Genomic DNA, 20703 nt, shown 5'->3' on the forward strand with positions numbered 1-20703 from the left:
GCATGACGCCCGATTCCCTCGCCCCGCCGGACCGCGCGGACGCCGTGCCGTCGACGATGACATCGTCGGTGCAGTCCCCGGAGCCGTCGTCCATGCCGGCGTCATCGCCGGACGATCCGCTGGCCATCGCCATCGTGCTGCCGCAGTTCCATCCGTTCCGCCAGAACGACGCCTGGTGGGGCAAGGGCTTCACCGAGTGGCGCAACGTCGCCAAGGCCAAGCCGCTGTACGAAGGGCACTACCAGCCGCGCCTGCCGGGCGAGCTGGGCTTCTACGACCTGCGCCTGCCGGAAGCCCGCGCCGCGCAGGCCGAGCTGGCGCGCGAGCACGGCATCGGCGGCTTCTGCTACTACCACTACTGGTTCAACGGCGAGCGCCTGATGGAGCGCCCCGTCGAGGAGATCCTCGCCAGCGGCGAGCCCGACTTCCCGTACTGCCTGGCCTGGGCCAACGAGAACTGGACCCGCGCGTGGAACGGCAAGGACCGCGAGATGCTGATCGAGCAGCGCTACTCGGACGAGGACGACGAGGCCCACATCCGCACGCTGCTGCCGCACTTCCGCGATCCGCGCTATATCCGCATCGACGGCAGGCCGCTGTTCATCGTCTACAAGGTCGATCACCTGCCGGATCCGCAGCGCACGCTGGCGACCTGGCGTCGCATCGCGCGCGAGGAGGGCGTCGGAGAGTTGACGCTGGCGCAGTTCGAATGGAGCGGCAGCGGCTCCGGCGCGGATCCGCGCGAGGTCGGACTGGACCTGTCGATCGAATTCGCGCCCGACTGGCGCAAGCTGGGCGGCAAGCACTTCACCGGCTGGAAATCGCGGCTGGCGATGAAGCTCGGTTTCCTGCCCAAGGCCTACGGCGAGCACAACTTCTTCGACTACGACCGCATGGTCGACGGCGTGCTGGCCAAGCCCGCGCCGAACTATCCGTTCCTGCGCTGCGTCAGCCCCGGCTTCGACAACAGCGCGAGGCGGTCCAGCGGCGGCGCGACCATCCTGATGAACAACACGCCGCAGCGGTATCGGCGCTGGCTGGAGGCGGCGCTCGCGTGGACGCGCCAGCATCAGCCGCCGCAGCGGCAGGTGGTGTTCATCAACGCGTGGAATGAATGGGCGGAGGGCAACCACCTGGAGCCCGACGCGGTGAACGGCCGCACGCTGCTGGAAGCGACGCGTGATGCTTTGACGGCGGCGTCAGTGCACAAGGACTGACCCCTCTTGCTCCCTCTCCCGCAGTGCGGGAGAGGGGCTCTTGGATGTGCTCAGCGTCCGATTCTGGGCGCGCAGGCGGCCTGGTGCCGCGCGACGGAGCCCCGCATCGACGCCAGCGCCTCTTCGGTACGCCGCAGATCCTCGGCGATGCGCGGTGCGCCTTCGATCGCGGCCAGCCAGTACTCGCACATCGAGGCCTCGTCGTCGCACTCGTGCAGCACGCCGCGATCGCGCAGCAGCCGGTAGACCGGATACGACGGATAGGTCGTGTCCCAGCCGCCGCGTATCGTCAGCGGCTTGTTCAGTCCCAGCGGTTCCAGCACGTTGTGGTCGACGCCCACATGCGCGACCGTCGCGGCTGCATAGAAGTCCCGCAGCTCGCCGACCGTGTCCAGCACCAGGCACTGCACCTCGGCCGCCAGCGGCGCGTCCTCGATCTGCGAGCGCCGCGTGACGCGCAGTCCGGCTTCGCCCAGTTGCGCCAGCAGCTCGCCCATCCGTTCGAGGTTCTCCGGATGGCGCGGCGCCAGGATCAGCAGCGCGTCGGGATGCGTGCGACGCAGCCGCTCGAAGGCGCCCAGCACCTGACGCTGCTCGGGCAGCTCGGTCACGCAGCCGCCGACCACGATGGGCCTTGCCGACGCGAGCAGATGCCCCAGCAGCCGCGGGCTGCGCGTGGCCTGCTCGACACCCCAGTCGGCACGGCGCATCGCGTCGAATTTCATGTTGCCCGTCACCTGCAGCCGCTCGCGCGCCGCGCCGCGCGCCTCCAGCTGCCGCGCGGTCTCGGCGTCCTGCACGCACAGCACGTCGAAGGCGTTCAGGAAATCGCGCTCCAGCAGCCGGCGCTCCAACTGGTCCAGCCGCGCCGGCGGGTCGTAGTGGTATAGCCAGCCGTTGAGCATCAGCGTCGCGGCGTGGTGGCGGCGGGCCTCGCGCAGGAAGGCGTAGGAGAAGCGGCAGGGCGCCTCCGACGGCAGGCAGGGGATCTCCGCCACCGCCAGCATCGCCGGCGGCAGCAGGCGCGCCAGGCGGGCCGCGTCGGCGCTGTGGCCGCGGCTGGTGCAGACCACCGCCTGCGGCAGCCGCGCCAGATAGGCGTCTCGGTAGTGCGGGTGCTCGGTGATCAGCACCGGCCGCAGATCGGGCCGCTGCGCGATCAGCCATTCGATCATCGGCGCGACCGCGTTGAGCTCGCCGATCGTGGTCACGTAGAACCACAGCGCCGGGCCCGACGCGTCCGCAGGCGTCACCGAGAACGCGCCCAGCGTGTTGTTCCCGCGTAGGTCGCTGAGGCGCTCCAACGCGCGGAACATCGCCCAGCGCAGGACCTCGCCGGGCCGGACCGGCGCAGCGGCGGCGAGCGGGACGGTGGCAACCGTCCCCGCGGTCGTCGAGGGGGACGCGGTCGCCGCAGTCGCCGCAGTCGTTGCGGTCGTTGCGGTCGCAGTGGACGCGGAGGCCGGGGCCCGGGAAGGGGTCGACTCAGGCATGGCGGCTCCGCAAGTGGGTGAGGGCTCGGCGGACTTCGGTCATCGCCGGATGCCGCAACAGCGCGGCGCAGCCCAGCCAGGCGCAGGCGCCGGCCACCACGCACAGGGCGATGCGCGGGATCAGCGGCAGGCCCAGCTCGTAGCTGGCCAGTTGCGCCAGGCCAAGGCCGGCGCAGCAGCCCAGCGTCAGCTGCACGCTGACCCAGCTAGGCGCGAACAGCTCGCGCGGCGTCGCCTTCAGCACCTCGGTCAGGTGGCGCGTGTACATCGCGACCTGCACCAGGTTGCCGATCACGAACACGCTCGCGACGGCGTAGAGGTTCCAGAACGAGGCGATGCCCACGCAGATCAGGTGGGTCGGTCCGTACCAGAGCGCCACCGACAGCCGGCGGCGGATCTGGCCCGTGGCGGCCAGCGCGTTGGGGCCGAGCATGACCAGCGCGTAGGGCAGGCCGGCCAGCGCCAGCAGCGTGGCCAGCGGCGCGGCCTCATGCCACTGGGCGCCGAACAGCAGCGCGATGATGTCGCCCGACATCAGCGCCACGCCGCCCATGAAGGGCCAGGCGATGCCGGTGAAGATGGCGGTGCCCTTCGCATACGGGCCGACCAGGCTGTGCCCGGCGCGATGATCCGCGGCCAGCGCGGGCGTCGCCACGCGCAGGATGGCCGAACTCACCGTCTGTCCGAGCAGGTCGATCAGCCCCGTCGCGCGGCTGAACAGGCCCAGCGAGGTGAAACCGAAGACCTTGCCGATGATCAGCTCATGCCCGTTGCGCGAGCCCGATTCCACGAGCCGCGAGCCGGTGAACATCGCGCCGAAACGCAGCTGCCGGCCGGCGCCGCGCAGGCGCGGCATCAGCAGCGCGTCGCGCGGGCGCAGCCAGACGAGGATGGCCACCTGCACCGCGATGCCGGCCACCGGTCCCCAGGCCAGGCTCATCGCGCCGTGGCCGGTCCAGGCCAGCGCGATGCTGGTCGCCGAGTTGGCGGCGTTGGCGCTGACCTGCACCATGAAGACCTTGTGGAAGGCCATCTCGCGGTTGAGCAGCGCGAAGGACGGCGAGGCCAGCGGCAGCATCACGAAGTTGAGGCTCAGCACCAGCAGCAGGTCGGCCAGCAGCGGCTCGTGGTACCAGTCGGCCAGCAGGAAGCGGCCGCCCAGCGTCACCAGCGCGATGCTCCAGGCCATCAGCAGCGTGATGGTGAAGGCGCTGCGCAGCTTCTCGCGGTCGAGCTCGCGTTCCTGGATCAGGTACTCGCTGACGCCGAAATCGCGCAGGATGGACGCCAGGTTGGTGACCACCGCGCAGAGCGAATACACGCCCACCTGCGTCGGCGTCAGCAGCCGGGCCAGGATCATCGTCGTCGGGATGGTGATCAGCAGGCTCAGGTAGCGCTCGCCGAAGGACCAGGCCAGCGCGCCGCGCACGGACGGGCTCTTGCTCATGCCGGGGCTTCTTCCTTCTTGGCGGCGGCATCGGCGGCCGGGGTGGCACCACCGACAGCGCCACCGGCCGCACCACCGGCTGCCTCGGCGGCAGCGTCCCCGGCCGGCTTGGCGCCGCCGCCGCGCAGCAGTCGCTTGAGCGCCGGCACCCAGCCCCAGCGGTACAGCGTGCCGTGATAGACCGGCCGCGCGTCGGCGGTCCAGCGCGTGTGCCACTCCATGACCTTGCCGTAAAACTCGATGCGGCGGATCGGGCCGCCCGCGGCCGCCGCGTCGAACAGCTGCTGGAACTGCAGCTGGCGCATCAGCGTCGACGGCGACACGGCCTTGTGCGCCTCGTCGTAGGCGGTCTTCAGGATCACGATCTTGCCGCCGGACTCGATGCACAGGTCCATCGCGACGACGGCGTCGTCGAACCAGTACTGGTACAGCCGCACCCGGCCGGCGCGCGCGAAGGCTTCCAGCATCGCGCGATAGAACTCGTACTGCGGATGGCCCGGCGCGATCGCGGTGCCCTCCGAACCCTTCCAGCCGCTCGCTTCGAGCCGGCCGTAGTTCGTCAGCGCGGGGGCGACGTCCTCGGGGCGGGTCAGGCATTCCAGCCGCGTGACGGTGCCGGCGGCGTCCAGCTTCTTCTGCTGCTTCTTCAGGTTGGTGCGCAGGTTCTTGCCGCGCGCTTCCCAGTAGGTCTCGAAGTCGCCGGTCAGGTCGACCCACGCGGTGTCGATGTAGTCCTGGCCGCGCCAGCGCGCGCCATCGGCAGGGCGGGGATGGAACAGGCTGTCGATCTGCGTCAGGCCCAGCGCCAGCGCGGGCAGCGGCAGTGCGCGCAGCAGGCCCTCGGCCAAAGGCTCCAGCGGCTCGCCGCCCGCGCTCAGCCAGGCGCCCAGCGGCAGCTGCGACGGCTGGAAGGTGGTCCATTGCGCGGTGCCGGCGGGCGTCACGATCGCGGCGGCGTGCGGCGCCTTCGCGTCGCCCAGCAGCGCCAGACGTTCGCGGCCGGTGCCGAAGACGGTCAACAGCGGTGCGAGGAAGGCGCTCTCCAGGAAGGGCAGGCCGGCGACCCGCGCCTGCAGCGCGTCCCACGCCGCGGCATGCGGCGCGAAGGCGGCCGCGTCGGGCAGCGGGATCAGGGTCCAGCGCAGCGAGGCGCTGGAAGGCGACGTGCTGGAGGCGTTGCTGGCGGGCGGGGAAGTCATGGGCGTCGGGGTCATGGGTGGGCCTCGGCGGTAGGCATCCGGGGGGCGCAAGCCTCGTCGAGCACGCGGGCGAGTTCGCCGGTGCGGGACTCGCGCGAGGCGGCGGCGATGGCCGGCGGCGCGGGCAGCGCGGCGCGGTCGTGGAACAGGTCGTCGAGGAAGCGGTCCAGCACGGCGGCGACGCCGGGGCCGTCTTCCAGCGCCGCGTTGTGCGGCAGGCCGGCGCGGCGCATCAGCTGCGCGGTGTCGCCGGCCGGATCGGCCAGCGTGAGCACGGGCCGGCGCGCGCGCAGGTATTCGTAAGCCTTGGCGGGGATCTGGTCGTTGCAGTCGTTGGACTGCAGTAGCAGCAGTCCGTCGGCGCGGAGCATCTCGGCGAGCGCCTCGGCGTAGGGGATCGTCGGCGCGATCTCGACCAGATCGGCCACGCCCAGGCGCGCGGCCAGCTCGCGCACGAAGTCGTCGTGCGCGGTCGCGCGCAGCCGCAGCTTCAAGCGCGAGGCGTCGATACGCCCCGAGGCCTTGGCGGCCGCGAGCGCCTCGAACAGCCGCACCGGACTGCGCCAGTCGGGATAGATGACGCCGCTGTGCAGCAGCACGCGCGGGCCGCGCGAGGCGGTGCTGGACGTGCGGTTCGAGTCGACGCCCGCGCTGCCGTGAGCGTCGCCATTCACGCCGCCGTTCACGTGACGCTCGGCCTGCCGGAACGCGTCCTCGCTGTAGCCGTTCTCGATCACGCGGATCCGATCGGCGGCGGCGGGAAATCGCTTCGCATAAAGGCGCGCAGCGCCGGGCGTCGTGAAGGTGAAGCGCGACGCGCGCGCGAAGACCTTGCGCTCCACCGCCGCGAAGCTCTGCCACAACACCGGATCGGCGGGGTAGCCGTCATGCGCCATCGGGTCGCGGAAGTCGGCCACCCAGGGCAGGCCGCTGAGCCGCGAGAGCCAGTAGCCCACGAGGTGCGCGGTCGGGATCGGGTAGGTGCTCCAGATCGCGTCGGGCCGGGTCTCGCGGATCAGCTTGAGTCCGGCCGGCACGGCGCCGAGCAGCCAGCTGTGCCAGCGGTCCGGCCGCGCGAGGAACCCCGGATACCGGCCCACGATCGACAGGTGCCGCGCGGCGTCCAGCGCGAAGGCGCGACGCACGACCAGGTCAGTCGGGATCTCGTCGACCAGGTCCGTGCCGGTCTGCGCGTGCACGCGCGGATGCGCGGTCAGGACGCTGGTCGACCAGCCCAGCGCGGGCAGCTGCTGCGCGAAGCGCAGCGCGCGCTGCACGCCGCTGGTGCCCGCCATCGGCGGGAACTGGAAGGAGACCATGAGCACGCGTCGCATCGCTGGCTCTCAGGGCGCGGACGCAACGGGGGGCGAAGCAGCGGGCGTCGTCTCGAGCGTCGTCTCGGGCGACGTGATGAAGAGGCGCTCGACCTGCTCGACGATGCGGCGCAGGTCGGCGTCGGTGAGGTCCTGGTGGCAGGCGAGCTGCAGCACGTGGTGCGACCACGACTTGCCGGCGTCGCCGGGCAGCGCCGGCACGCCGGGCCAGAGCCGGTCCCAGCGCGACACCGGCACGCCGAGCCTGCGCATCTCCGCGTAGCCCGGATCGGGCGTGCGCACCCACAGCGGGAAGACGTAGGGCGCGCAGTCCGCCGGCAGCGCCGGCAGCAGCGGACGGACGCCGTCGCGCCCCGAGAAAGCCTCGGTGAAGAAGGCGTAGTGGTGCCGGCGCGCCTCGACGATGCGACGCCGCGGCACCCGCCGCGAGATCCAGCCGCTGGCGTGCGTCAGCGCGCGGTGCGACAGCGGCAGGTCGATCAGCGCCATGTTGGCGTCGATCTCCTCGGCCTCGTCGAGCTCGCCGTGGCGGCTCGGCGCCGCGGTCTTGCCGCCCGCTCCGGCGCCTGAGCCGGACCCGCCGCGCACCAGCTGGCGCAGCAGGCTCTTGAGCGCGAACGCGCCGCGGATCAGCCGGTTCAGGCCGGTCAGGCGGTCGTGCGCGGCGCCCATGTGCAGGATGTCGGACCCCGCCTTGATCTGGTCGATCCGCGAGGCCGGCGTCAACGCCGGCATCGTCAGCCCGGCGTGGTTGAGCGCGAGGATGCCGCCCTCGGGCGTCGGGAAGAACTTGGTCAGGCTGGCGATGGCGACGTCGCCCCACGCACCGATCGCCCGCGACCCGGCGCGACCGAACATCGCATGGGCGCAGTCCTCGATCAGCGCGATGCCGCGCGCGTCGCACCAGGCGCGCACCGCTTCCATCGGCTGCGGCAGCCCGAAGTAATGCGGCACCAGCAGCGCCTTGGTGCTGGCCGGCGCATGGGTCGACAGCCAGTCCAGGCGCGGCGCGCCGTGCTCGTCGATGGGATAGAAGGCCGCATCCGCGCCCAGCGTCTTCACCGGCGAGACCATGGTCGGGCAGTGATAGGTCGGCAGCAGCACCAGGTCGCCGGGACCGACGTCCAGGCACTCCAGCGCCAGCAGGATCGCCGCGCGGCCGCTGGTGGTGGGCAGATGGCGCGGGTGGTCGAGCAGGCTGTGCTGGTCGACGTGCGCGGCGCCCGCGAAGGTGCGCCAGCCGATGACCGGCAGCCGCGGCGCGGGCAGGGTGGGCGGCGGAGTCAAGTCGGCGGCCTCCCGGTCAATGGCCGACGGCCGGTGTCGACGGCGCCGCCGGTGCGGCCGATTCAGGCGCCGAGGCGGTCGATGCCGCAGGCGCCGCCTGGGCCGATCCCGTGGGTGCCGACGCGGGGGAGGACTCGGGGGCCGAGGCGGCCTCGCCCGGCATCCGGATGTCGGCGGGCCAGCGGTTGATCGCGATCAGGCGCTGACGCAGGATCGGGTGGGTCATGCCGGCGCCGTAGGCCCGACGCGCGGCCTCGACGGCCATGTCGACCTCGTTGAGGTCCATGGCGACCATGCCGACGTTGTAGACCGAGAACGCGTTGTCGCCGGCCGAGGCCAGCTTGTTCGCGGCGTCCAGCTGCTCCTTGGCGGGCCCGGTCTTGCCCTTGCCGTTGAGGAAGCCGGCGTAGATCAGGCGCACGATGACGTCGTCGGCCTTCCACGCGATGGCGCGCTTGAAGTAGCAGTCGACGGTGAACAGCGCGTCCGGCGGCTGGTCGCGCTTGACGCGGTCGCCGTACAGCATCATCGCCACCAGCGCGCGATGGTGGTTGGGGAAGGCGCGCAGCGTGTAGTCGATGTCGCTGCCGATGGTGCCGCGCTTGCACTTGACCAGCGCCTCGCAGGTGTCGATGAAGTGGGCGCCCTCGACCATCTGCAGCGGCGACATCTGCTGCGTCACCGGATCGATCTGCGGCGCGTCCTTGTACTGGCGGTAGTCGAAGGGGCCGTAACTGGCGGCCAGGCCGCCGCAGCCGACGCCCTGCGCGACGGCGGCGTGGGCGGCGACGGCGCCGGCGAGCGCCAGCGCGAGGGTGCGCCAGCGGGCGCCGGGACGGAGGGAAGACGGGACGGACATGGCGGAGCTCCGGTGAGGCCGGGTGTACCGGTCAGGCGGTCAGGCGGCGGCCGGCACGCCGCGCACGAAAGCGGCGGTCAGCCGTTCGACGTGGGCGCGCCAGGCGGCGGTCGAGAAAGTATGGTCCGCGTCGGGCAGATCTTCGCGGCGCACGCCGGGGCGGTCCAGCAGGCCCTGCCAGGCGGGGCCGCCGTCGCGGCAGCGGTCCAGGAATTCATTGGCGCAGACGTCCTTGCCCGACAGGATCAGCAGCACCGGGCCGCCGAACGCGCGCAGGCCGTCGGCCATCTGCTCGGTGTAGTGACGCGTGTCCGCGGCGCGCGCGGCGGATGCGCCGCCCGCAGCCTTTGCAGCATTCGCAGCGTTGGCGGAGGCCGAGGTCGCGCGGCTCTGCGCGAGCTTGCCCAGCAGTTCGCGCACGGCGCCCAGGCCCACGCGGCCGCTGAGCAGCTTGCGCCAGAACGCCGGCTGGCGCAGCCGGTCGAGGTAGTAGTGCTTGACCTGCGCGCGCGCCAGGCTGGTCGCGGTGCGGACCCAGGGATTGGCCAGGCACAGGCCGGCGACGCGCGGGTCGCGGCGGCGATGGACGTACAGCAGCGCGGCGGAGGCGGCGTCGCAAAGGCCCCAGAGCACCACGCGTTGGAGCGAGGGGTGCTCGCGCTGCCAGGCGTCGATCGCGGCGGCGATGTCGGCGTCGACCTGCTCGAAGTCGCGCTGATCGCCTTGCGCGTCGCCCATGCCCCGGTAGTCCAGCCGCAGACAGGGCACGCCGGCGGCGGCCAGCGAGCGGCCCAGCAGCGTGAACTGGCGGTGGCTGCCCACGCGGTATTGCGGGCCGCCGACGATGAGCAGCACGCCCGTGCCGGGGGCAGGTCTTGCCATCGCAGCGGAGACGGACGCCGAGGCGGATACGGATGCCGACGCTGACGCTGACGCCGACGCGAATGCGGGCTCGCTCAGCAGCCCCACCAGCGCCTGGCCGTCGCAGTCGATGCGCAGCACGCTGTCGCGATGCGCGGGCTTGATGGTGTCCGGCGCGTTCATGCGCTCACCGCCTCGACCGCCCGGGTCGCGAAGTCGGCGTCGGCGGTCAGCGCGGCGAGGCTCGCTTCGATCAACCGCGGTGCTTCCTCGATCTCGGTGGCCGCCCAGAAGGACGGGCCCTGGCAGACCGCGGCGCGCACTTCGGCGCCCTGGGCGGTCCAGGCTTCGACGGCCATCGTCGCGGCCGGCGTGAGCGTGGCGTCCTCGCGCGGCGAGAGTTCCAGCCACGCGACGCGGCGCACGCGCGCCGACGGCTTCAGTTGCGCGGATTCCAGGCCTTCGGCCAGCGCGGGCGCGAGCAGGTAGCCGGCGATCTCGACGGACTCGCCGCGGGCGAGCTGGTCGCGCATCGCCTGCACGGCGCCCTTGGCCTGGCCGCCGATCAGGTCGGCCGCGACGCGCAGGCGCATGAACTGTTGAAGCTGGAGCTTGCCCGCCGTCAGCGGCTGCCACAGCAGCAGGTGCAGCGGGCGATCGATGGCGAGGTCGAAGGCCGCGGGCGCCAGCAGCGCGCCGGCGCGCAGGCCCCACAGCCACAGCGGCGCCTTGACGCCGTCGGGACCGGGCACGGCGCGGGCGTCGAGCCAGCCGACGGCCAGCCGGACGTCGTCCGACCAGCGGGCCCAGGCGGCGTCGCCGAAGTCGCCGCTGCTGTCGCCGCAGCCGAGCAGGTCGATCGTCAGCACCTCGAAGCCGGCGGCGGCGAACGCGCGCGCGGCGAGGGCGGTCATGCGGCGGGACTTGTTCATCTCCTCCGCGAAGGGCGGCAGGAGCAGGATCTGGCCGCGCGGCGCCGCCGCGGCGGAGGACGCAGGGTAATGGACGCACAGCCGCTGGCCGCCGGCGCCGTCCTCCAGGAAGAACAGCGTGGAGGTCGGGGCGGGCTTGTCGGCGGCGGCCATGGGGACGGGGACGCGGCGGTCGCGGCGCGCGTCAGGCGGCGAGCTTGCCGTTCACGAAGGCGAGCAGGGCGCCCACCGTGGCGAAGGTGGCGCCGTCGATCTCGTCGTCGTCGACGACGAAGCCGAACTGTTCCTCGAGCGCGGTGATCAGGCTGACGACCGCCATGGAGTCGAGCTCCGGGATCGCGCCCAGCAGCGCGGTGTCGACGGTGAAGTCCTTCGCGCGGCCTTCCAGGCTGAGGACGTCGTCGAGGATGGCGAGCAGGTGTTGTTGGGTGTTCATGTCGGGGCGGATCTTAACTGTGGCCCTCTCTGGGAACCCCCGGGGCGCCCCCTCATCCCAAGGGGATCTTGCGCGCGTCGTGAGGGATTGCCGCGGGGGCGCGTGAGATACTTTTTTGATGACCGCCGCCACCGACAGCCACCTGCTTGCGCACCTGATCTGGCACAGCGCCGACCGCGATCCGGCGGCCCCGGCGCTGCGCGATGGCGCCCGGGCCCTGGACTACGCCGAACTGGCCGCGCAGGTGCGCGCGCTGGCCAACGGGCTGCTGTCGCTGGGCCTGGGACGGGCTGAGCGCGTCGGCATCTACCTGGACAAGCGCCTGGAGACGGTCGTCGCCAGCTTCGCGGCGCCGGCCGCCGGCGGCGTGTTCGTGCCGGTCAACCCCATCCTCAAGCCGGAGCAGGTCGGCTTCATCGTGCGCGACTGCGACGTGCGCGTGCTGATCACCTCGCGCGACCGCTTCGCGTCGCTGCGGACGGTGCTGGCGGACTGCCCGTCGGTGCGGCATGTCGTGGTGGTCGATCCGGCGCCCGATGCCGCGCCGGACGGCTGGCTCCGTTACAGCGACCTGCTGGACGCCCCGGCCCGGACGGCCCATCGCGTCATCGACACCGACATGGTGGCCATCCTCTACACCTCGGGCTCGACGGGCCGGCCCAAGGGCGTGGTGCTGTCGCACCGCAACATGGTGGCCGGCGCGAAGAGCGTCGCGAGCTATCTCGGCAACCGCCCCGAGGACCGCCTGCTGGCCGCGCTGCCGCTGTCCTTCGACGCCGGCTTCAGCCAGTTGACGACGGCCTTCCACGCCGGCGCGTCGGTGTCGCTGCTGAACTACCTGATGCCGCGCGACGTGCTCAAGGCGCTGGAGCGCGACCGCATCACCGGCCTGACGGCCGTGCCGCCGCTGTACATCCAGCTCGCGCAGCTGGAATGGCCGGCGGCGATCGACCAGCAGCTGCGCTATTTCGCCAACACCGGCGGGCGCATGCCGCGCGAGACGCTGAACCTGCTGCGCCAGCGCGTGCCGTCGGCGCAGCCTTTCCTGATGTACGGCCTGACCGAGGCCTTCCGCTCGACCTACCTGCCGCCGGAGGAGGTCGACCGCCGGCCCGATTCGATCGGCAAGGCGATCCCCAACGCCGAGATCCTGGTGCTGCGCGAGGACGGCACGCCCTGCGCGCCCGACGAACCCGGCGAACTGGTGCATCGCGGCGCGCTGGTCGGGATGGGCTACTGGAACGACGCCGAGAAGACGGCCGAGCGCTACAAGCTGCTGCCGCCCGGCGCGGCCGGACGCGAGGCCGGGCTGCAGCTGCCCGAGTACGCCGTGTTCTCCGGCGACAACGTGCGCATGGACGCCGAAGGCTTCCTGTACTTCATCGGCCGGCGCGACGAGATGATCAAGACCTCGGGTTACCGCGTCAGCCCGACCGAGGTCGAGGAGATCCTGTACGCGACGCAGCTGGTGGGCGAATGCGTCGCCTTCGGTGTCGACCACCCGACGCTGGGTCAGACGATCCAGGTGATCGCGACGCCGCCGGCCGGCGCCGAGGCGCTCGACGGCGCGGCGCTGCTGGCCCAGTGCAAGGCCCGGATGCCGGCCTACATGATCCCCGCCGGCGTCGAGGAGAAGACCGGCCCGCTGCCGCGCAACCCCAACGGCAAGATCGATCGCAAGCTGCTGAGCACCGAATGGGTGGCGAAGCAGGAAGCCCAGTGAAGAACCCCGTGACTGCTGTGAACCACGACGACAAGACCCCGCCTGCCGCGACTGCCGCGCCCGTCAAGGCCGCGCCGCAACATGCGCCCATGGACCAGTTCGTCGCGCGCGACGGCGTGCTGCAGATCGGCGGGCAGCCGCTGACGCGGCTCGCGGACCGCGTGGGCCGCACGCCGTTCTACGCCTACGACCGCGCGCTGCTGACGCGCCGCGTCGAGGAACTCCGCGCCGCGATGCCCGCGAAGCTGGAGCTGCACTTCGCGATGAAGGCCAACCCGATGCCGGCGCTGGTGGCGCATCTGGCCACGCTGGTGGACGGCATCGACGTGGCGTCGGCGGGCGAGCTGCAGGTCGCGCTGGACGCCGGCGGCGATCCGCGCGAGATCAGCTTCGCCGGACCCGGCAAGAGCGCGCTGGAGCTGAAGCAGGCGCTGGCCGCCGGCATCCTCATCAACCTCGAATCGTTCCGCGAGGTCGAGCTGCTGCGCACGCTGTGCGCGGAGACCGGCTACGCGGCGCGCGTGGCGGTGCGCGTGAATCCGGACTTCGAGCTGAAGTCCTCGGGCATGAAGATGGGCGGCGGTCCGAAGCAGTTCGGCGTCGATGCCGAGCAGGTGCCGGAACTGCTGGCGCGCATCGGCGAGGCCGGTCTCGGCTTCGAGGGCTTCCACCTCTTCGCCGGCTCGCAGAACCTGAGGCCCGAGGCGATCGTGGAGGCGCAACTCAAGAGCTTCGAGCTCGCGCTGCGCCTGGCCCAGGACGCGCCGGCGCCGGTGAAGGTGCTGAACCTCGGCGGTGGCTTCGGCATCCCGTATTTCCCTGGCGAGCAGCGCCTGGACCTGGCGCCCATCGCGGCCAATCTGGCCGCGCTGATCGAACGCGCGGCGGTCGAGCTGCCGCAGGCCAGGATCGTTGTCGAGCTCGGCCGTTACCTGGTCGGCGAGGCCGGCGTCTATGTGTGCCGCGTCGTCGACCGCAAGGTCTCGCGGGGGCAGGTCTTCCTGGTCACGGACGGCGGGCTGCACCACCACCTGGCGGCCTCGGGCAACTTCGGCCAGGTGATCCGCAAGAACTACCCGGTCGCGATCGGCAACCGCATCGGCGGCGAGCCCGAGGCGGGCGTGTCGGTGGTCGGGCCGCTGTGCACGCCGCTGGACCTGCTGGGCGAGCGCATGAGCCTGGCGCAGGCGGAACCCGGCGACCTGGTCGTCGTCTTCCAGTCCGGCGCCTACGGCATCACGGCCAGCCCGCAGGGCTTCCTGAGCCATCCGGGCGCGGCCGAGGTCCTGGTGTGAGCACGGCACCCCGCCTGGCGCAGCTCGATGCCCTGCGCGGCATCGCGGCGCTGGCGGTGGTGCTCTTCCATTACACGACGCGCTACGACCAGCTCTTCGGTCACGCGCAGGCGCCGCTGCTCGCGTTCCCCTACGGGTACCTGGGCGTCAACCTGTTCTTCATGATCAGCGGTTTCGTCATCTTCATGACGCTGGAGCGCACCGCGCGGCCGATGGACTTCGTCGTGTCGCGGTTCAGCCGGCTGTATCCGGCGTACTGGGGCGCGATCGTGCTGACCTTCGCGCTGACCCATGCGATCGGGCTGCCCGGCAAGACGGTCGGATGGGAAGCGCTGCTGGTCAACGTGACGATGGTGCAGGGCTTCTTCGGCGTGGCGCACGTCGACGGCGTGTACTGGACGCTGGAGGTGGAGCTGCTGTTCTACGCCTGGGCGCTGCTGAGCTTCCGCTTCGGCGGGGCGGCGGGGCTGCGGCATTTCCTCTTCGCCTGCCTGGCGCTGCGGCTGGTCTACGCGGCGGCGAAGGCCTTCTGGGGTGTGGATCTGCCCTGGATGGGGCAGCGCTGGCTGCTGCTGCCCTACATCTGCTGGTTCGCGCTCGGCGTGACGGTCTATCGGCTCGGGCGGCAGGACGCGGGCTCCATCGCGGACCGCGCGTTGGCGGTGGCGGCGATCCTCGTGCTGGGCATCGTCGAGCACTGGGGCCTCGCGGCACTCGCCGCGATCTTCTACGCCGTGCTGTTCGGCGCGGCGCGCGGACGGTGGACCTGGCTGGAACACCCGGTGCTGCTGTGGCTGGGGGCGATCTCGTACACGCTGTACCTGCTCCACGAGAACATCGGCTGGGCCGTGCTGCGCCGGATGGAAAGCTGGGGCGTCGAGGTCCACGTTGCCATCGCGCTGACCATGGCGCTGTCGATGGCGCTCGCGCACGGGCTGACGACCCTGGTGGAGCAGCCGGCGATGCGGTGGATCCGCGACCGCTATCGGGCGCGGCAGCCCGGGGCGAAGCCGGCCACCGCAGGCAGCTGACCGGGGACCGCGCCCGCTTGGGAGCGCCGGTGCCCCTCTCCGCTCAATCGCCTGCGCATGCTCGGCATTCGCTCCGAGTGGCACCGGCGCTCCCAAGCTCCAAGTGGGTCCTGCGGCGGAGACAATGCGCGCTCCGCACCCTCAGCTGACGACGCTCCCGATGACCGAAGAACGGAAGAATTCCCTGATCCCGCTGGCGATAGGCGCGGTGGCGCTGCTGTCCTGCGGCGGCATGATCGCCGCCGGCGTGGCGATGCTGCGCGACGGCAAGCCGTCGACGCCCGCGGACGACCTCGCGGCACGCATCGCCGCGATCCACGACATGCCGGTGACGGCGCCGGACTGCGGGACGGTGTTCAAGGACGAACAGCCCGTGGTGATCGTGGTGATGGGCCAGTCCAACGCCGCCAACCACGCCGACCCGATCCCGCCGGCCGCCGCGCCGGTGCCGCCCATGCCGGTGCTGCATCTGGGCGGCTGCGGGCTGGCCAGCTCGCCGGTTCCAGGCGGGACCGCCACCGGAGGCAGCCTCTGGCCGGCAGTGAACCAGGCGCTGGGCGGACGTTGGCAGGGCCGGCCCATCGTCTGGGCGGTGGTGGCGGTCGACAACAGCTCGATCGCGGAATGGACCGACTCCAACAGCGCGCTACGCAGCTACTGGCAGACGCAGATGGACCGCATCAAGGGCACGCGCTGGCCGGTGGCCGCGGTGCTGTGGCAGCAGGGCGAGGCCGATGCCCGCGCGCGCACGGCGATGGCCGACTACCGCGACGCGCTGGCCGCGCTGCGGGCGGGCGTCGCGATGCGGGGCGTCGACGCGCCGTGGTGGATCGCGCGGTCCACGTATTGCCCGCCGGCCGATGGCGGCCAGGTGCGCGAGGCCGTGCGCGAGCTGCTGGCGATTCCGGACAGCGGGTTCCGCGCGGGGCCGGACACGGACACGGTCGGCCAGCCCTTGCGCAACGGCTGCCACTTCACCGTGGACGGGACCGCGCGCGCGGCGGCGTTGTGGGCTGAGGTGCTGAAGCCGGCGGCGCAGCGATAGACCTGGCCGCAAGAAGAAGAATCAGAGGAATCGAGATGAAGACAGGATGGGGGAGGGCGCGCATCGCGTGCGCGCTGCTGGCGACGGCTGGGGCGATGCCGACGGCGCAGGCCGCCTGCGAGCTCAACACCTACGAGCTGCCGGTGACGATGGTGGGCGGCGCGCCGGTGGCGACGCTGACGCTCAACGGCGTCCCGGTACGCATGCTCGTCGACAGCGGCGCGTTCTACAGCCTGCTGACGCCGGCGACGGCGGAGCAGTTGAAGTTGCCCAAGCTGAATCTGCCGGACGGCATGCGCCTGATCGGCTACACCGGCCGCATCGAGGCGCACCGCACGCGCGTGGACAAGGTGGGCCTGCTGGGCGGCACCTTGTCGAAGATCGATTTCGTCGTCGGCGGCAACGAGATGGGCGCGGGCATCCAGGGCCTGCTCGGTCGCAACATCCTGGCCGCCGCCGACACGGAATACGACCTGGCCAACGGCATGGTGCGCCTCATGTTCCCCAAGGGCGACTGCTCGCGGGTGGACATGGCGTACTGGGCGCCGAAGGAGATGCCGGTGGTCGTGGTGCCGCTGGAGACGGACGGCCACAAGGACAACCACCAGGTGACGGTGCGGGTCCGGATCAACGGGACGTCGATGCAGGCGCTGATGGACTCCGGCGCGTCCAGGACGACGCTGACGCTGGACGCCGCGAAGCGCGCCGGCGTCAAGCCGGGCGGCCTGGACGAGGCCGGCCATGTCAGCGGCATCGGCGAGGGCCGGGCGAAGCACTGGCGCGCGAAGTTCGACAGCTTCGAGCTCGGCGGCGAACGCGTGGGCAATATCACTTTCGGAGTCGCCGACACGGACGCGATGGGGGACGACCTGCTGCTGGGCCTGGACTACTTCCTGGCTCACCGCATCCTGGTCTCGCGCACGCAGGGGAAGGTCTACCTGACCTGGAACGGCGGCCCGGTCTTCGCCAAGACCATCGAGCGCGACGGCGAGGCCGAGTAAGGTCGGGAACTCCGGCACCGTCGGCGTGTCGGGGCGACGTTGAGGCGTCGTTGAGAGGATGTTGAGGAGCCGTTGACGGGGCGTTCGACACCTCCTGGTGCGTGTGGCGCTCGCGTCGATTCCCCCTTCGGGAGGAGCGTGTGGAGTCGGCGGGACGGGTATCGTCGCCGGTCGAGACGGGCGGAGCACCGCCCGCGAAACCTCACGCCCAGGGAGGGCCGATTGAACGCACGCCTGACTGCCTGTTTCGCGCCGATGCTGGCGCTGGTCCTGACCGCCTTCGCACCGCCGCGCGCGGCTGCGGCCGACGAACCGGGACGCTGCGCCATCGAATCCATGACCATCCCGGTTCGTCTGGTCGAGCGCCGGCCGGTCGCCACCCTCGAGCTCAACGGCGTGCCGGTGTCCCTGCTGGTCGACAGCGGCGCGTTCTACAGCTTCCTGAGCGCGTCGACCGCGCAGCAACTGGGCCTGCCGCTGCGCAAGCCGCCGTCCAACCTCGTCGTGCAAGGCGTCACCGGCCCGGTGGAGGGCCTGCGCCTCACGACGGTCAAGAGCGTGAAGCTGGAGGAGGCCAAGCTGGAGTACGTCGAGTTCCTCGTCGGCGGCAGCGAGCTGAACGCGGGGATCATGGGCGTGCTGGGTCGCAATTTCCTGTCGATCGCCGACACCGAGTACGACCTCGCGCACGGGGTGGTGCGGCTGGTGTCGCCCCGGGGCGATTGCGCGAAGCGGTCCCTGGCCTACTGGGCCGGCGACGCGCCGGTGATCGAGGTGCCGGCGCTGAGCTACAGCCGCAACGACCGCGCCATCCGCGTGGAGGTCCAGGTCAACGGGCGCAAGCTGGAGGCGCTGATGGACACGGGCGCGCCGGCCACGTCGCTCACGCTGAGCGCGGCGCGCAAGGCCGGCATCGCGGAGGCGGACATGACGCCGGGCATTCGATCGGGCGGAGCGGGCGCCGACCTGGCGGCGACCTGGATGACCAACGTGGCGCTGTTCGAGATCGGCGGCGAGAAGGTGCGCGACAACCGGCTCAAGGTGTCCGACGTGAGCGCGCGAGACCATGATGTGCTGCTGGGCCTGGACTATTTCCTGTCGCACCGGATCTACGTGGCGAGGTCTCAGAACAAGGTCTATGCGACCTGGAACGGCGGCAAGGTCTTCCTGCCGAGCCAGCCGGGCAGCGGGACCTACAACGCGAGCTATGCGGCGAAGGCGGAGGAGATCGCGGCCGACGACGCCGACGGATTCGCGCGAAGAGGCAATGCGTCGCTGGTCGCGGGCGACGCGCCACGCGCACTCGAAGACCTGAACCGCGCGATCGCGCTGAAGCCGACGGTGGCGGGCTACTTCGATTCACGCGCCCGGGTGCAGGTCGCGCTGAAGCAGCCGAAGGCGGCCCTGGCCGATCTGGACGAGGCCCTGCGCCTGGATCCGGGCCTGGCCGAGGCGCGCCTGCGCCGCGTGCCGCTGCGTCTGGCGGCCAAGGACGAGGAGGGCGCCGCGGCGGACCTGAAGGAACTGGACGCCACACTCCCGCCGGCATCCAACCTGCGCGCGACGATGGCGCAGAGCTACGCGCGGCGGAACCAGGTGCCGGAGGCGTTGCGTCAGTTCGAGCTCTGGATCGCCAGCCACCCGAAAGACCCGCGTCTGGGGTCGATGCTCGCGGAGCGCTGCTGGATGCGGACCCGGCTGAACCTGGAGGCGGACAAGGCGATCGACGACTGCAAGTCGGCGATCAGCCGGGACGAGGACGAAGCGACGTTCCACTGGCAGCTGGGCTGGGCCTGGCTGCGGCAGGGCGACGCGTCGCGGGCGCGCAAGGCCTTCGACCAGTCGATCGAGAAGAAGGCTTCGGCGTGGGCCCACTACGGACGCGCCGTGGCCCTGCTCAAGCTCAACGAAGCAGACAAGGCACGCCCGGACCTGGAGGCCGCGCGCAAGCTGACCCCGGCGATCGATGAGAACGTGAAGAAGGCGGGGTTCGAAGCGTTGGCGCCGACCGGGTATTGAATTCGATACATCGGACCGGAAAAGCATCGATTCGATACATGGCGAGCGTCGCCCGCGCGCTGCGCCCGCGTTCCTGGCCCTTCGTCCTGGGGGCTGGCCCCGTTCAAGGGATCGCGCGATCATGAGCGCTCATGCGCGCGCGACGCCGCGCCGGAGGACTGCATGCCGACCCACTGCCTCGCCGATTCGGAACGCCTCTACGGTCGCTGGCAGCGCATGCTGGAAGTCCTCGCCCAGCAGCTCGACATGCCGGTGGCGATGATCAACCTCGTCGACGGCAGCGACCTCGTCTTCTTCGGCCGTGCGCGACGAGCAGCAGCGCTTCCCGCGCAACGGCCGGCTCGAACTGGCCGTCAACAGCTACTGCGCCAACGTGATCCGTCGCGGTGAGCATCTGCTCGTCGACGACGTGCGTCGCCTGCCCGCCGTCGGCGATCGCAATCCGACCGCGGCGCTCGGACTGGTCCACTACTACGGCGAACCGATCCGTGACGCCGAAGGCACCGTCGTCGGTACCGTCTGCGTCATGGACGAGCGTCCGCGGGAGACCTCCTCGGGCGTGCGCATGCTGGTCACGCTGATGCGCGACGCCATCGAGGACGACCTGCGCACCTGCACCGAGGTCGAGCGCTCCGAGGCCCGTCATGACGAGCTGAAGACCTCCGCGCGTCGCCTGCTCGATGCGATGGCCCGCTCGGGCCTGGGTGAGGCGAGGGCGCTGGAAGCGCTCGGCTTCAGCGCCGACGATCTGGCGAACCACCAGCGTCTGGCTCAACTCGCGCAACCGGCGCAGCCGAGTCCGTCAGCCTGACCGGCCCGAACGGCCGGCAGGTCGCCTCCGCTGCAGCGCCTGCTGGCGCGCGTCGGGCCGACCGGCGTCTATTCGGGACGCTCGATCGTGAGCCACGGCCAGCGCCGCTGGTACGACGCCGCCTTGCCTTCGAAGAGCGCGCGATGCGGCACCAGCGGATTCATCGCCAGCACGCCCCGGTACAGGTCCTCCAGGCCGTACGGCGCGTAGACCTCGCCCGGCCGCACGCCGACGCAGGTCGACGGCACCAGGAAACGGTCGATGCCGTCGCGCGAGCTGTGCAGCGGCTGGTACGGTTCACCGAAATCCTCTTCGTACCAGAGGTGCACGCGCGCCTGGTTGGCGGCCTCGATCGTGATGCCGAGGTCGCCCAGCACCTCGTCCACGCGGGCCTGGACGAGGCGCTCGGCCTCGCGGCTCAGGTCGTCCGGATCGAAGTAGAAGAGGTCGTAGTCTTTGATGTCCGCCGTCGGCGGTCGCCCGTCCCGCAGGTTCCAGACGGTCTGGAACAGGCAGCCCGCGACCAGCCAGCCGTCGGGCAGCGCGAGCGCCTCCCAGCGGTCCAGGATCGCGCGGTTGTTCGGGTTGGTCAGCAGGTCCGCGACGAAGCGGTCCTGAAGGTTCGGCGAGGGGTGTTGGATGGACATCGTGCCATTCTGGCCGCGCCGCCCGAATCGGGCACTGGGGTGGCTCCCTCTCCCGCACTGCGGGAG

At 71.5% G+C, this 20703-nt stretch carries 19 protein-coding genes; 9 read left to right on the top strand and 10 right to left on the bottom strand.

Annotated features, from left to right (window positions below):
* Positions 1 to 2: 2 nt before the first annotated feature.
* A complete protein-coding gene (locus tag ACQZ13_RS11335) occupies positions 3 to 1217 on the top strand; it encodes a glycosyltransferase WbsX family protein (protein ID WP_431051953.1) in 1215 nt (404 codons plus the stop codon).
* A 50-nt stretch (positions 1218 to 1267) separates the two neighbouring features.
* Here ACQZ13_RS11335 and ACQZ13_RS11340 read toward each other — a convergent pair whose 3' ends face one another.
* The 9 genes from ACQZ13_RS11340 to ACQZ13_RS11380 are packed head-to-tail and all read right to left on the bottom strand — an operon-like array spanning position 1268 to position 11065.
* Positions 1268 to 2710, bottom strand: a complete 1443-nt coding sequence (locus tag ACQZ13_RS11340; protein ID WP_431051955.1) for a 3-deoxy-D-manno-octulosonic acid transferase — start codon at positions 2708 to 2710, stop codon at positions 1268 to 1270.
* Positions 2703 to 4157, bottom strand: a complete 1455-nt coding sequence (locus ACQZ13_RS11345; protein WP_431051957.1) for a lipopolysaccharide biosynthesis protein — start codon at positions 4155 to 4157, stop codon at positions 2703 to 2705. Before ACQZ13_RS11345 ends, ACQZ13_RS11340 begins: the two co-directional genes overlap by 8 nt.
* On the bottom strand, positions 4154 to 5356 hold the full coding sequence (locus ACQZ13_RS11350; RefSeq protein WP_431051959.1) for a GNAT family N-acetyltransferase: 1203 nt from the start codon (positions 5354 to 5356) through the stop codon (positions 4154 to 4156). The genes ACQZ13_RS11345 and ACQZ13_RS11350 overlap by 4 nt, the downstream gene beginning before the upstream one ends.
* 11 nt (positions 5357 to 5367) lie before the next feature.
* Positions 5368 to 6690: a glycosyltransferase gene (locus tag ACQZ13_RS11355; RefSeq protein WP_431051961.1), complete on the bottom strand. Its 1323-nt coding sequence runs from the start codon at positions 6688 to 6690 to the stop codon at positions 5368 to 5370.
* Between the two features lie 9 nt (positions 6691 to 6699).
* Complete coding sequence (locus ACQZ13_RS11360; RefSeq protein ID WP_431051963.1) at positions 6700 to 7977, bottom strand: DegT/DnrJ/EryC1/StrS family aminotransferase; 1278 nt, start codon at positions 7975 to 7977, stop codon at positions 6700 to 6702.
* A gap of 16 nt (positions 7978 to 7993) precedes the next feature.
* Entirely contained in the window at positions 7994 to 8836 is an 843-nt protein-coding gene (locus ACQZ13_RS11365) for a hypothetical protein (RefSeq protein ID WP_431051965.1), read from the bottom strand.
* A 39-nt stretch (positions 8837 to 8875) separates the two neighbouring features.
* Entirely contained in the window at positions 8876 to 9880 is a 1005-nt protein-coding gene (locus ACQZ13_RS11370; RefSeq protein WP_431051967.1) for a hydrolase 1, exosortase A system-associated, read from the bottom strand.
* Positions 9877 to 10782 carry a hydrolase 2, exosortase A system-associated gene (locus ACQZ13_RS11375; RefSeq protein ID WP_431051969.1) on the bottom strand — a complete coding sequence of 302 codons (906 nt, stop codon included), beginning with the start codon at positions 10780 to 10782 and terminating at the stop codon, positions 9877 to 9879. The genes ACQZ13_RS11370 and ACQZ13_RS11375 overlap by 4 nt, the downstream gene beginning before the upstream one ends.
* Before the next feature lie 31 nt (positions 10783 to 10813).
* Positions 10814 to 11065 (bottom strand): acyl carrier protein, encoded by a 252-nt coding sequence (locus ACQZ13_RS11380; RefSeq protein WP_431051971.1) that lies wholly within the window; start codon positions 11063 to 11065, stop codon positions 10814 to 10816.
* A 118-nt stretch (positions 11066 to 11183) separates the two neighbouring features.
* Here ACQZ13_RS11380 and ACQZ13_RS11385 point away from each other — a divergent pair, with 118 nt between their 5' ends.
* The 8 genes from ACQZ13_RS11385 (at position 11184) to ACQZ13_RS11420 (ending at position 19990) form a co-directional block, all read left to right on the top strand.
* Positions 11184 to 12788 carry an acyl-CoA ligase (AMP-forming), exosortase A system-associated gene (locus tag ACQZ13_RS11385; RefSeq protein WP_431051973.1) on the top strand — a complete coding sequence of 535 codons (1605 nt, stop codon included), beginning with the start codon at positions 11184 to 11186 and terminating at the stop codon, positions 12786 to 12788.
* A gap of 89 nt (positions 12789 to 12877) precedes the next feature.
* Positions 12878 to 14083, top strand: coding sequence for a pyridoxal-dependent decarboxylase, exosortase A system-associated (locus ACQZ13_RS11390; RefSeq protein WP_431053195.1), 1206 nt, complete (start codon positions 12878 to 12880; stop codon positions 14081 to 14083).
* A complete protein-coding gene (locus ACQZ13_RS11395) occupies positions 14080 to 15114 on the top strand; it encodes an acyltransferase family protein (protein WP_431051975.1) in 1035 nt (344 codons plus the stop codon). The genes ACQZ13_RS11390 and ACQZ13_RS11395 overlap by 4 nt, the downstream gene beginning before the upstream one ends.
* Before the next feature lie 160 nt (positions 15115 to 15274).
* A complete protein-coding gene (locus tag ACQZ13_RS11400; protein ID WP_431051977.1) occupies positions 15275 to 16159 on the top strand; it encodes a sialate O-acetylesterase in 885 nt (294 codons plus the stop codon).
* Positions 16160 to 16194: 35 nt separating this feature from the next.
* Complete coding sequence (locus ACQZ13_RS11405; protein WP_431051979.1) at positions 16195 to 17160, top strand: aspartyl protease family protein; 966 nt, start codon at positions 16195 to 16197, stop codon at positions 17158 to 17160.
* Between the two features lie 222 nt (positions 17161 to 17382).
* Positions 17383 to 19179, top strand: a complete 1797-nt coding sequence (locus tag ACQZ13_RS11410; protein WP_431051981.1) for an aspartyl protease family protein — start codon at positions 17383 to 17385, stop codon at positions 19177 to 19179.
* Positions 19180 to 19341: 162 nt separating this feature from the next.
* Positions 19342 to 19569 carry a hypothetical protein gene (locus tag ACQZ13_RS11415; RefSeq protein ID WP_431051983.1) on the top strand — a complete coding sequence of 76 codons (228 nt, stop codon included), beginning with the start codon at positions 19342 to 19344 and terminating at the stop codon, positions 19567 to 19569.
* A complete protein-coding gene (locus tag ACQZ13_RS11420; RefSeq protein WP_431051985.1) occupies positions 19481 to 19990 on the top strand; it encodes a GAF domain-containing protein in 510 nt (169 codons plus the stop codon). Before ACQZ13_RS11415 ends, ACQZ13_RS11420 begins: the two co-directional genes overlap by 89 nt.
* A 68-nt stretch (positions 19991 to 20058) precedes the next feature.
* Here ACQZ13_RS11420 and ACQZ13_RS11425 read toward each other — a convergent pair whose 3' ends face one another.
* Positions 20059 to 20637 (bottom strand): nucleotidyltransferase family protein, encoded by a 579-nt coding sequence (locus ACQZ13_RS11425; RefSeq protein WP_431051987.1) that lies wholly within the window; start codon positions 20635 to 20637, stop codon positions 20059 to 20061.
* Positions 20638 to 20703: the final 66 nt, after the last annotated feature.

The organism is Roseateles sp. L2-2, assembly GCF_050613215.1.
Lineage (GTDB): Bacteria > Pseudomonadota > Gammaproteobacteria > Burkholderiales > Burkholderiaceae_C > Roseateles > Roseateles noduli.